We start from the raw sequence: 12,445 nt of genomic DNA on the forward strand, positions 1-12,445 counted from the left end.
CCCGCCCGTCCCCCCGGGCAAGCACTGCGGAAAGCGCACTCATCTGATCGCACGGGGGCCCACTTGATCGATCAATGGAGTGGTCGGGTTAGCATATGAGCGCCGCCTAGCTCGAAAGATAGAGACGTGACTGTCAACGACGACTCGTTCACCAACTGGAAGAACCGCGAAGAGATCGCGGAATCGATGATCCCGATGATCGGGAAGCTGCACCGGGAGCAGGACGTCACGATCCTGCTGCACAGCCGTTCCCTGGTGAACAAGTCGGTGGTCAGCATCCTCAAGACCCACCGCTTCGCCCGCCAGATCGCCGGCGCGGAACTGTCGGTCACCGAGACGATGCCCTTCCTCCGGGCACTCACCACGCTCGACCTCGGTCCCTCGCAGATCGACATCGGCATGCTCGCCGCCACCTACAAGGGCGACGACCGCGGACTCACCGTCGAGGACTTCACCGCCGACGCCGTCGCCGGGGCCACCGGCGCCAACAAGATCGACCGCCGCGAGCCGCGCGACGTCGTCCTGTACGGCTTCGGCCGCATCGGCCGGCTCGTCGCCCGCCTGCTGATCGAGAAGGCCGGCTCGGGCAACGGCCTGCGGCTGCGCGCCATCGTCGTCCGCGGGGGCGGCGACCAGGACCTCGTGAAGCGGGCCTCGCTGCTGCGCCGTGACTCCGTGCACGGGCAGTTCCAGGGCACCATCACCGTCGACGAGGAGAGCAGCACGATCCTCGCCAACGGCAACGCGATCAAGGTGATCCACGCCGACGACCCCTCGCAGGTCGACTACACGGCGTACGGCATCAAGAACGCCATCCTCATCGACAACACGGGCAAGTGGCGCGACCGCGAGGGCCTGTCGAAGCACCTGCGTCCCGGCATCGACAAGGTCGTCCTGACCGCCCCGGGCAAGGGCGACGTCCCCAACATCGTGCACGGCGTCAACCACGACACCATCAAGCCGGACGAGCGGATCCTGTCCTGCGCGTCCTGCACCACCAACGCGATCGTGCCGCCGCTGAAGGCGATGGCCGACGAGTACGGTGTGCAGCGGGGCCACGTGGAGACCGTCCACTCGTTCACCAACGACCAGAACCTGCTGGACAACTACCACAAGTCGGACCGCCGCGGCCGCAGCGCGCCGCTGAACATGGTCATCACGGAGACGGGTGCCGCCTCGGCCGTCGCCAAGGCCCTCCCGGACCTCAAGGCGCGGATCACCGGCAGCTCGGTCCGGGTGCCCGTGCCGGACGTGTCGATCGCGATCCTGAACCTCCAGCTCGCCCGCGAGACCACCCGCGAGGAGGTGCTCGACCACCTCCGCGAGGTGTCGCTGACCTCGCCGCTCAAGCGCCAGATCGACTTCATCAGCGCGCCCGACGCGGTCTCCAGCGACTTCATCGGCTCGCGCCACGCCTCGATCGTCGACGCCGGAGCGCTCAAGGTCGAGGGCGACAACGCGATCCTCTACCTCTGGTACGACAACGAGTTCGGCTACTCCTGCCAGGTCGTCCGCGTCGTGCAGCACGTCTCCGGGGTGGAGTACCCGACGTACCCGGCTCCGGCCGTCTGATCCGGAGTACGCGCGAGGGGGCGGCGGGACACGGTTCCCGCCGCTCCCTCGGGTATCAGCCTGCCGCGGCCCGGGCATGCGTGTGATGGCGTTCCCGCCCGGACGCCCCGCGTGGCACGACGGCCGGCTGAAACGAGAATGGCTCCATGGACGCACTGGTTCGGCGCTCCCCCTGGGTCGGGGTGCTGACCTGGTGCGTGGCGGTGCTGAGCCTGACCGTCCTGGCCGCGGCCGCCGTCATCCGCAGCACGGTGCTCGACCCCGGGTTCTACGGGCAGGTGCTGGAGGACGAGCGGGCCTACCAGCGGTTCTACGACGAGGTACTGGTGGACCCGGGCAGTACGCCGTTCACCAGCGAGCTGCTGGACCGGCTGCCGGTGCCGCAGTCGACCGTCACCTCGAACCTCAAGGTCGTGATCCCGCCGGAGACCCTGCGGGCCATGGGGAACCGTCAGATCGCCGAGGTGGTCCAGTACCTGGAGGGCGACCGCGAACGGCTGCGGATCACGGTCGACCTGGAGCCCGTGGTGGCGAACGTCGAACGGCTCAGCCAGGCCTACTTCGGTGATGCCGTCGCCGCTCTCCAGGAGCGGTCGGAACCCGACTTCCAGGCCTTCGTGCAGCGCATGTCCGAGCTGGCGGCGCGGGTGGTGGCCGGTGAGGCACCGCTGGAGGGACTGCCGTCGCTGCCGCTCTCGCACAGCCAGGCGGTCGCGGCCACGGACGCGCTGATGCCCCTGCTGCCGAGCGCCGAGCGCGCGGACCTGCGGCCCAGCGTGCAGACGGCACTGGACCGCGGGGACCTCGCCTCGGCGCTGGCCGCGATCGCGCCGGTGGTCCTGACGGACCAGGTCCGGGACGCCGCCACCGAACTGCTGAGGGAGGCGCGGCAGGGCACCTGGGTCGTCTCGGCCGACGTCGACCCCGCCGCCGAGGCGCTGGCTCCGGTGGACCGCGCCCGGTCGGTGACCCGGCTCTTCCAGGAGGTGGTGGAACCGGCGGCGGCCGTGCTCGGCGCCGCCGCGCTCACCCTGCTGTGGCTCTCCACGCCCGGGCCCGCGAGGCGCCGGCTGATGCCGCTGGGCTGGGCACCCGCGGCCGCCGCGGCGCTGCTGGCGCTGACGGTGCTGGGACTGCGGCTCACCCTGGGCGACGCGCTGTTCGGCCGGCCGCCCGCGTGGCCCCCGGCGGCCTCGGGTCTGCTCGCCGACGTCCAGGCCACCGCGCTCGACCGGCTCCTGACCACCGCCGTCGTCGTCGCCGTCATCCTGCTCGCCGCCGGCGCCCTGCTGATCCTCGTGGGCTGGGTCTGGGAGACCCGGCCCAGCGTGCCGGTCCTCACCGATCCGCGGCACGGTCCGACGCTGACCTTCGCCGTGACCGCCTGCGCCCTGGTCGGGACGATGGTGGCGCCGGTGGCGATCACCGGCTCCTCGCCGCGCATCTGCCAGGGCAGCGCCGAGCTGTGCGACGCCCGCTACGACGAGATCGCCCAGCTCGCCTCGCACAACGCGATGGCCACGACGGCGGACCGGTTCATCGGCCCGCTGCAGGACCCGGACATCGTCGGCCAGCTGGGCGCCGGGGTGCGCGCCCTGCTGCTCGACACCCACCAGTGGGAACGGCCCGAGGAGGTCGCGGACCGGCTGAGCACCTCGGACTTCTCCCCCGACCTGCGCCGGCGGCTCACCGGGATCCTGGGGCGGGTGAACCCGCCGCACCCGGGTCTGTGGCTGTGCCACTCGGTGTGCGGCGCCGGGGCGCTGGAACTGGTGCCCACGCTGGGCCAGATCGGTGACTGGCTGCGGGACAACCCCACCGAGGTGGTCACCCTGATCCTCCAGGACGGCGTGGACCCGGTGACGACGCAGAACGCCCTGCTCCAGGCCGGGCTCGCCGACCTGCTGTACCGGCCCGACCCGGACCCGGACCGCCCCTGGCCGAAGCTCAAGGACATGATCGACAGCGGCCGGCGGCTGGTCGTGTTCGCCGAGCAGGCGGACGGCCCCGCGCCCTGGTACCGGAACCTCTACCGGTACGGCATGGAGACGCCGTTCGCCTTCCGCAGCCCGGACGAGATGTCCTGCGTGCCGAACCGGGGCGGCTCGGACAAGCGGCTGTTCCTGCTCAACCACTTCGTCACGGCCGGCGGCGGGCTGCGGCTGGACGCCGGGACCGTCAACTCCCGGGAGCGGGTGCTGGAGCGGGCGCACAACTGCGAGCGGCAGCGCGGCAGACCCGTCAACTTCATCGCGGTGGACTACGCGACGATCGGCGACGCGCTGGGCGCGGTCGAGGAGCTGAACGCCGAACGGCTGGAGGACGACGCCCGCGACCCCGTCGAACGGTCGCCGGACCGGCTGCGCGACGCGCGGAACACGCCCGTGCGGGACGGGTCACCGGGGGCGTGAACGGGCAGGGGCCCGGCGACGCGGTGGTACTCCGCGTCGCCGGGCCGGATGGTGTGTCAGGGCTACCTGTTGATCCTGAACTGGGAGCCCGGCTCGATGGTGACGTCCTCCTCCGCCGAGTTGGTGATCGTGACGTCGGTCAGCGTCGCGCTGCCGCGGGCGCCGCCCATCGCGAGGATGCCGGAGCCGTTGTTGGACTTGTCGATGCGGACATTGCTGATCTTCACGTCCGGCATCGCACCGCCGCCGGTCTTGAACTGGATGCCGTCGTAGGTCGAGTCGAGGATCTCGGTGTCCCGGATGGTCACGCCCGGGATGTCCTGGCCCTGCGCGAACAGGGTGATGGCGCCGAACTCCTGGTCCTCGTTCCAGAACGCGCCGCCCGTGCGGTGCAGGGCGTTGCCCGCGATGAGGGTCTGCCCGGAGAAGGGCAGCGGGTCGTGGTCGGTGGCGAGCATGATGCCGGGGTAGTTCATGGTGTCGGAGATGACGTTGTTCTCGATGGTGTTGCCGTAACCGCCGTACACCGCGATGCCGTTGGCCCGCCAGGGCAGCTGGATGGTGTTGTTGCGGAAGTGGTTGTCGTGGCCGACGTCCACGGAGGTGTCCTTCACGTACTTGCTGGCCCACACGGCGAGCGAGTCGTCGCCGGTGTTGCGGAAGGACGAGTTGTAGACGGTGGAGTTGCGGGTGCCGTTGGCGAAGTTGATGCCGTCGGCGTACGTGTTGCGGATGCGTACGCCGGTGAACTCCAGGCCGTCGCCGGGGCCCCACAGCTCGGGGATGTTCGAGTAGTCGCGGCCGGCCCAGACGCCGACGTTGGCGTGCTCGATCCAGACGTTGGTGATCTTGGTGTCCTTGCCGAAGCGGCCGTTGAGTCCGACGCCGCCCTCGTGGTTGCCGTCGCCGCCGCGGATGGTGCCCGAGCCGAAGATGGCGATGTCCGAGATCTTGGTGTTGTCGTCGATGTCGAAGCCGAAGTTGCCCTCGTGCGGGTGGTTGATGCCGCCGGCCTCGTGCGGCGGGGTCAGCGTGTAGAGCTGGGAGTGCCACATGCCGGCGCCCCGGATGGTGACGTTACGGATGCCGACCTGGTTGAACTGGCCGCGGTTCTGCGGGTCGTCGGTGAGGATCTTCTGTTCCTGGCGCCACTGTCCGGCCGGGATCCAGACGCACTCGATCTGGCCGTTCTGGTCGGCGGTGACGGCGCGCTGGATGGCGTCGGTGTCGTCGAGCCCGTCGCCGGGGACGGCTCCGTACTGGGTGATGGAGGTGCAGTTCGCCGGCTTGGCCGCCGGGGGCGCGACCTGCTCCAGGTCGATCAGGTCGATGACGTAGAAGGCGGCCGTGTCGCCCGCGTCGCGCTGAAGGCGGAACTGGGTGCCCTGCGGGAAGGTCTTGTTCAGCAGGGCGTGGGACTCGTCGAACAGGCGCCGCGCGTCGCCGCCGGGCCGGTTGGTGAGGCCCTCGGGGTCGTCGGTGCTGCCGTAGAGCCAGCTGTGCTTGGACGAGAGGTTCAGCTTCTGCACGAACTGGCCGTCCGCGTAGAGGCTGATGGTGGCGTCCGCTCCCCCGCCGCCCGGGGCGTCCGGGATGGAGTTGCGCACCACGATGGAGTTGGTGGGCGTGGTGGAGGTGAACTCGACGTGGTCGCCGGTGGAGTCGAGCCGGACGGACTCGCGGCCCGAGGACTCGGTGCCGAAGTTGGTGTGCCCGAAGGTCCGCTTGGCGTCGGAGGTGAGCAGTGTGCCGTCGTAGCGGCCGTCCTCCGCCTCGTACTCGGTGTACGGCACGGCGGCGCCGCGTCCGACGACGAGGGACTTGGCGAGCACGTTGTTGTTCTCGTTGGTCTCGGCGACGACGTTCGTGGCGTCGGCGGACGCGGTGAGCGTGACGCCGCCGCCGGTCGCCTTCCAGGTGCCGCTGACGGGCACGTTCACGGTGGCTCCGGCGGCCACCTGGCCGGTGGTGCCGTTCAGGGTGGTGGAGCCGGCCTGGATCCGGGTCACCGAACCGGCCGCGGCGGCGCTGGTGCCGCGGTTGTGCACGGCGACGGTGAAGGAGACGTCGGCGCCCACGGCCGGGTTGGCCGGGTTGGTGGTGATGGACCGCACCTCGAGGTCGGGGCCGGGCGCCTGGCCGACGACCAGCCGGTCGGTGGCGGTGCGGCTGTTGTTGGTGTCGTCGAGTTCGGCGACGGTGTCGCGGGGGTCGGCGACCGCGGCGACCGCGTAGCTGCCGGCCGCGTGGGTGCCGGTGGAGACGGCGACCTCGGCGGACTGGCCCGGGTCGAGCGCGGGGACGGAGGCGCTGCCGGCGGCCGTGCCCTCCACGGTGACCTCGGTGGTCGTCGCGGCCGAGCGCGCGGTGCCGGCGTTGCGGACCGTGGCGTTCACGGTGACCGCGTCGCGCTCGGAGGGCGCCGCGGGTGACCAGTCGAGGCCGGTGACCGTCAGGTCGGGCGCGGGCGCGGCGGTGCCGACGACCTGGAACTCGGCGACCTGTCCGCCGGGGGCGCCGGTGTTGGAGAAGAACCTGAGCCGCACGTCGGACATCCGGCCGCTGACCGGGATGCTCACGGTGTTGGCCTGGCCGGGGCTGAAGGCGTAGTCGGCGCGGTCGCGCAGCGAGGTGAACCCGCTCGCGCCCTGGGCACGGCCGAGGACCTGGATGCTCTGGGTCCGCGCGGCCCACACCGGGTCGGGGTTGAGCTTGACCACCACGCCGCTGACGTCCGCGTCGGCGCCCAGCTTGACGGTGAGGTCGGCCGGGTGTCCCGCGGCTTCCCAGTACGTCGAGGTGGAGTCGTCGGTGGCGTTGGCGGCGACGTAGGACTGCGTCGACGAGGTCGCCTCGACCGGCTTGTTGCGGGCGAGGTTGGTGCCGGTGGGCGGCGGGCCCGGGTCGGTCTCGTCGCCGTAGACCTCGAGTTCGGACAGTTGCGCGGCGTTCCAGCCGGTGTTGCCGGTGATGTCGACGCGGACGTAGCGGGTGCCGGCGGCGGAAGCCAGGTCGACGGCGACGGTGTTGGCGCGGTCGGGGCTGAACGCGCGCGCCGCGCCGGTGGCGAGGGTGCGGAAGGTGGAGCCGTCGGTGCTGCCCCGCACGGAGAGGCTCTGGCTGCGGCTCTCCCAGCCGGCGGGCAGTTTGAGGACCACCCGGTCGACGTCGCGGGCGGTGCCGAGGTCGACCTGGAGCCACTGGGGGAAGGACCCGGCCGGGCCCTCCCAGTAGGTCGCCTGGGTGCCGTCGGTGGCGTTCCCCGCCGGGTAGGCGCCGTGCGAGCCGCCCGCCTGGGCCGGGCGGCCGAGGGCGAGGTTGACGTCGGCGGCGGCCTTCGCCGGGGCGGCCTGCGCGGTGGCGGCCAGGGGCAGCGGCAGCAGCCCGACCGTCATCAGCCCGGCTACGGCGGCGCCGGGCAGCGACCGTCGGCCGAGAGATCTCCATCTCATGGGGGTCCTCTGTTCCGTGGGGAGGCGGGGAGCGCGACAGTCCGGCAGGGAGGGAGAGCACCGATCCTGCGCGCCAATTGAGCAGGACAGTCGATTCTTTGCGGAAAGTGCGTCATCAGGTTTCTAGCGTGTCACCGGTTTGTCAACGGTCGCGGTTGAGGCGGGAGTTGGCACGTAATTCACTTGCGCGGCTTGCGTCATCCTTGCGTACGCGTTGAGCTGCGCAGGGATGAACCGGCGCGCGCGGATGGGCGGTTCGAAGCCAGTCGGGCACGCAAGTCGTGCACGGAGGTGAGAAACAGAAAGGCCGGCCCGACGCCGTGAGGCGTCGGGCCGGCCCTTGCCGGTGCGGGGTCCCCCCGGAGGGGACGGATCAGTCCGTGCCGGACTCCATGGCGGCGCGGTCGAGCAGTTCGTCCTCGGCGGAGACCTGGCCGCGCGAGGCGATGGCCTCGGCGCCACCCTCCGGCATGGCGCCGATCAGCCCGGTCGAGGCGGCCTGGGCCGCGCCGATGGCGGGGTTGGCGGTGCCGATCAGGCCGATCCCCGCGTACTGCTCCAGCTTGGCGCGCGAGTCGGCGATGTCGAGGTTGCGCATGGTGAGCTGGCCGATCCGGTCGACCGGGCCGAACGCGGAGTCCTCGGTGCGCTCCATCGACAGCTTGTCGGGGTGGTAGCTGAACGCCGGGCCCGTGGTGTCGAGGAGCGAGTAGTCCTCACCGCGCCGCAGCCGCAGGGTGACCTCGCCGGTGACCGCCGAGCCGACCCAGCGCTGCAACGACTCCCGGATCATCAGCGACTGCGGGTCCAGCCACCGGCCCTCGTACATCAGCCGGCCCAGGCGCCGCCCCTCGGCGTGGTACTGGGCGAGGGTGTCCTCGTTGTGGATGGCGTTGACCAGCCGCTCGTAGGCGGCGTGCAGCAGTGCCATGCCCGGGGCCTCGTAGATGCCCCGGCTCTTGGCCTCGATGATCCGGTTCTCGATCTGGTCGGACATGCCCATGCCGTGGCGGCCGCCGATGGCGTTGGCCTCCATCACCAGGTCGACCGGGGAGGCGAACTCCTTGCCGTTGACCGTGACCGGGCGGCCCTGGTCGAAGCCGATCGTCACGTCCTCGGCCGCGATCTCGACGGACGGGTCCCAGAACCGCACGCCCATGATGGGCTCCACGGTCTCCACGCCGGTGTCGAGGTGCTCCAGGGTCTTGGCCTCGTGGGTGGCGCCCCAGATGTTGGCGTCGGTGGAGTACGCCTTCTCGGTGGAGTCCCGGTAGGGGAGGTCGTGGGCGACGAGCCACTCCGACATCTCCTTGCGGCCGCCCAGCTCGGTCACGAAGTCCGCGTCCAGCCACGGCTTGTAGATCCGCAGCTGCGGGTTGGCGAGCAGGCCGTACCGGTAGAACCGCTCGATGTCGTTGCCCTTGAACGTGGAGCCGTCGCCCCAGATCTGGACGTCGTCCTCGAGCATCGCCCGCACCAGGAGCGTGCCGGTGACGGCGCGGCCGAGCGGCGTGGTGTTGAAGTAGGCGCGCCCGCCGGAGCGGATGTGGAACGCCCCGCAGGTGAGCGCGGCCAGGCCCTCCTCCACCAGCGCCGCGCGGCAGTCGACCAGGCGCGCGATCTCGGCGCCGTAGGTCTTCGCACGGTCGGGCACCGAGGCGATGTCGGGCTCGTCGTACTGGCCGATGTCGGCGGTGTACGTGCAGGGCACGGCGCCCTTGTCACGCATCCACGCGACCGCGACCGAGGTGTCGAGGCCGCCCGAGAAGGCGATACCGACGCGCTCGCCGGTGGGAAGGGAGGTGAGGACCTTGGACATAGGAAGAGTATGCATGATGACGCATGACCATGCAAAGCCTGTCGCTCAATCTCCTCCTCACCGGGTCGGCAGCGCCACGTACTGGTACTCCAGGAACTCGTCGATCCCGACCCTGCCGCCCTCCCGGCCGAGGCCCGACTGCTTGACGCCGCCGAAGGGGGCGGCCGGGTTGGAGACCAGGCCGGTGTTGAGGCCGACCATGCCGGTCTCCAGGCGTTCGCTGACCCGCAGGCCGCGGTCCAGGCCCTCGGTGTAGAGGTAGCCGACGAGGCCCCAGGGGGTGTCGTTGGCGCGGCTTACCACCTCGTCCTCGTCGTCGAAGGTGAGGATCGCCGCGACGGGGCCGAAGATCTCCGTGTCCATCAGCGCGCTGTCCGGGGAGACGTCGGTGAGCACGGTGGGCGGGTAGAAGCAGCCGGGGCCCTCGGGTGTCCGGCCGCCGGCCAGCACCCGGGCGCCGCGCTCCACCGCGTCGGCGACCAGTTCCTCGACCTTGGCCCGTCCGGCGGCGTCGATGAGGGGGCCCACGTCGACGCCGTCCCGGGTGCCGGGGCCCACCACCAGCGCCTCCATCCGCCGGGCCAGCCGCCGCGAGAACTCCTCGGCAACCGGGCGGTGCACGAAGAAGCGGTTCGCGGCCGTGCACGCCTCGCCCATGTTGCGCATCTTGGCGATCATCGCGCCGTCCACGGCGGCGTCCAGGTCCGCGTCGTCGAAGACGATGAACGGCGCGTTGCCGCCCAGCTCCATCGAGGTCCTGACGACCGTGTCCGCGCACTGGGCGAGGAGCAGCCGTCCGACGGCGGTCGAGCCGGTGAAGGACAGCTTGCGGATCCGGCCGCCGCGCAGCAGCGGTTCGCAGACCTCTCCCGCCCTGGAGGTGGGGACGACGTTCAGCACGCCGTCCGGCAGTCCGGCCTCCTTGAGGACGGCGGCCAGGGCCAGGCTGGAGAGCGGGGTCTGCGGGGCCGGCTTGTGCACCATCGTGCAGCCGGCCGCGATCGCCGGGGCGATCTTGCGGGCGCCCATGGCGAGCGGGAAGTTCCACGGGGTGATCAGCAGGCAGGGCCCGACCGGGCGCCGGGAGAGCAGCATGCGGTTGCGCCCGTCGGGCAGGAGGCCGTGGCCGCCGTCGATCCGGACGGCCTCCTCGGAGAACCAGCGGAAGAACTCGGCGGCGTAGGCGACCTCGCCCCGGGCCTCGGCCAGCGGCTTGCCCATCTCGGAGGTCATCAGCCGGGCGAGTTCGTCCGTGCGCTCCAGGACGATCTCGTGGGCCCGGCGCAGGATCTCGCTGCGCGCCCGCGGTGCCGTGCGCGCCCACGCCTCCTGCGCCAGGACGGCGGCGTCCTCGGCGAGCCGGGCGTCCTTGGGTCCGGCGTCGGCGACGTGGCGGACGGTCTCGCCGGTCGCGGGGTCGTCCACGGGCAGCACGGCGCCGTCCGCCGCGTCCGTCCACGCGCCGCCGATGAACAGCTGGGTCGGTGTGTCGGTCATGGGGTCCCTCCTGGTCGCCCGGCCCGGAGGCCGGGCTCGGTCTGCGTGTGCTCGGTCCGCCCGCCCTCCTCGCGCGGGCGGCGGCCGTCGGGTCACCGGTCGGCCGCTCCCGGTGGGCCGGCCTCGGCAGGCGAACCGGGTCGCCGCGCGCGACGTGCCGGCCTCGCCGGCCGGACCCGGCCGGCGCGCGCGCCGGAGGGCCCGCCCGCCTCACGACGGCGGCGGCCGTCGGCTCACCGGTCCGCCGCCCCCGACGTGCCGGCCTCGACGGCGGCGGACCAGGCCCGCAGGCCCTCGTCGACCGCCGTCTCGTCGATCACCAGCGCGGGGATCATCCGGACCACCTGGTTCCAGGCTCCGCAGAGCAGCAACAGCAGGCCCTCGTCGACCGCGGCCCGCTGGACCCGGGCGGCCGTCCCGGGGTCCGGGTCCCCGTTCTCGGTGACGAACTCGCTGGCCAGCATCAGCCCCATGCCCCGCACGTCCCCGATGGCGGGCGTCCGCGCGGACACCTCCTCCAGTCCGCGGCGCAGGCGCGCGCCCATCGCCTCCGTGTTCTCCACCAGCTTCTCGTCGCGGACGACGTCGAGCGTGGCGCAGGCCGCCGCGCAGGCCACCGCGTTGGCGCCGTACGTGCCGCCCTGCGAGCCCGCCCATGCCTTGGCCATCAATTCCTCGGAGGCCGCGATCGCGGACAGGGGGAAGCCGCTGGCCAGACCCTTGGCGGTGATCAGGATGTCGGGGGTGACGCCGAAGTGCTCGTGGCCCCAGAACCGGCCGGTGCGGCCCACACCGGTCTGCACCTCGTCCAGGATCAGCAGGAAGCCGTGGCGGTCGGCCCGCTCGCGCAGGCCCTCCATGAAGGCCCGGGTCGCGGGGACGTAGCCGCCCTCGCCCAGGACCGGCTCGACGATGACGGCGGCGGTGTCGGCGGGCGAGGTGATCGTCTGGAGGGTGTAGTCGAGTTCCTGGAGGGCGAAGCGGGTGGCGGTCTCCTCGTCCCAGCCGTAGCGGAAGGCGGTCGGGAAGGGGGTGACGACCACGCCGCTCATCAACGGCGAGAAGCCGGACCGGAAGCGGGTGCCCGAGGTGGTCATGGACGCGGCGGCGACGGTGCGGCCGTGGAAACCGCCGTGGCAGACCAGCACGTTGGGGCGGCCGGTGGCCTGGCGGGCCAGGCGCAGCGCCGCCTCCACCGCCTCGCTGCCGGAGTTGGTGAAGAAGAGGCTGTCCAGACCGGTCGGCAGGACCTCGCCGAGCTTGTCGACGAGGCGCCGCAGCGGCTGGTGCATGACGGTCGTGTACTGGCCGTGGACCAGGGTGCCCACCTGCTCCTGGGCGGCGGCCACCACCCTGGGGTGGCAGTGCCCGGTGCTGGTGACGCCGATGCCGGCGGTGAAGTCCAGATAGCGGCGGCCGTCCTCGCCATGGATGTGGACGCCCTCGCCCCGGACGGCCACCACGGGCGTGGCCTGGCGAAGGTGCGGCGACAGTGCGGTCATGCTCGTCTCCCGGCGTGATCGTCGGTCTCCTGCGGTGCCCCGAGCCTTCCCGCCGGGGCGGGCCCGCCAACGCGTGATCTGTCCGGCGCGGGCCCGGTATCCGGACGATGTGTCAACCGTCCGGCGCCGCGCGCGCCGCCGGACCGCGCCCGCGCGACCCTCCGAGCGCTCTTGCGCAGGTCAAGGAGGCTT

At 71.9% G+C, this 12,445-nt stretch carries 6 protein-coding genes; 2 read left to right on the forward strand and 4 right to left on the reverse strand.

Annotated elements, in window-relative coordinates; genetic code table 11:
* Window positions 1-126: 126 nt before the first annotated feature.
* Window positions 127-1,572, forward strand: coding sequence for a glyceraldehyde-3-phosphate dehydrogenase (locus ACZ67M_RS24485; protein WP_469852730.1), 1,446 nt, complete (start codon window positions 127-129; stop codon window positions 1,570-1,572).
* Between the two features lie 146 nt (window positions 1,573-1,718).
* Entirely contained in the window at window positions 1,719-3,983 is a 2,265-nt protein-coding gene (locus ACZ67M_RS24490; protein ID WP_469852732.1) for a PI-PLC domain-containing protein, read from the forward strand.
* A 62-nt stretch (window positions 3,984-4,045) separates the two neighbouring features.
* Here the strand turns inward: ACZ67M_RS24490 and ACZ67M_RS24495 are convergent, their stop codons facing one another.
* From ACZ67M_RS24495 to ACZ67M_RS24510, 4 genes are all read right to left on the reverse strand, one after another.
* On the reverse strand, window positions 4,046-7,435 hold the full coding sequence (locus tag ACZ67M_RS24495) for a CARDB domain-containing protein (RefSeq protein WP_469852734.1): 3,390 nt from the start codon (window positions 7,433-7,435) through the stop codon (window positions 4,046-4,048).
* Window positions 7,436-7,808: 373 nt separating this feature from the next.
* A complete protein-coding gene (gene argG / locus ACZ67M_RS24500) occupies window positions 7,809-9,254 on the reverse strand; it encodes an argininosuccinate synthase (protein WP_355832608.1) in 1,446 nt (481 codons plus the stop codon).
* A 57-nt stretch (window positions 9,255-9,311) separates the two neighbouring features.
* Window positions 9,312-10,751 carry an NAD-dependent succinate-semialdehyde dehydrogenase gene (locus tag ACZ67M_RS24505; RefSeq protein WP_469852735.1) on the reverse strand — a complete coding sequence of 480 codons (1,440 nt, stop codon included), beginning with the start codon at window positions 10,749-10,751 and terminating at the stop codon, window positions 9,312-9,314.
* 233 nt (window positions 10,752-10,984) lie between these two features.
* Window positions 10,985-12,253, reverse strand: coding sequence for an aspartate aminotransferase family protein (locus ACZ67M_RS24510; RefSeq protein ID WP_469852737.1), 1,269 nt, complete (start codon window positions 12,251-12,253; stop codon window positions 10,985-10,987).
* Between the last annotated feature and the right edge of the window lie 192 nt (window positions 12,254-12,445).

The organism is Streptomyces sp. NPDC107500 (assembly GCF_055582785.1).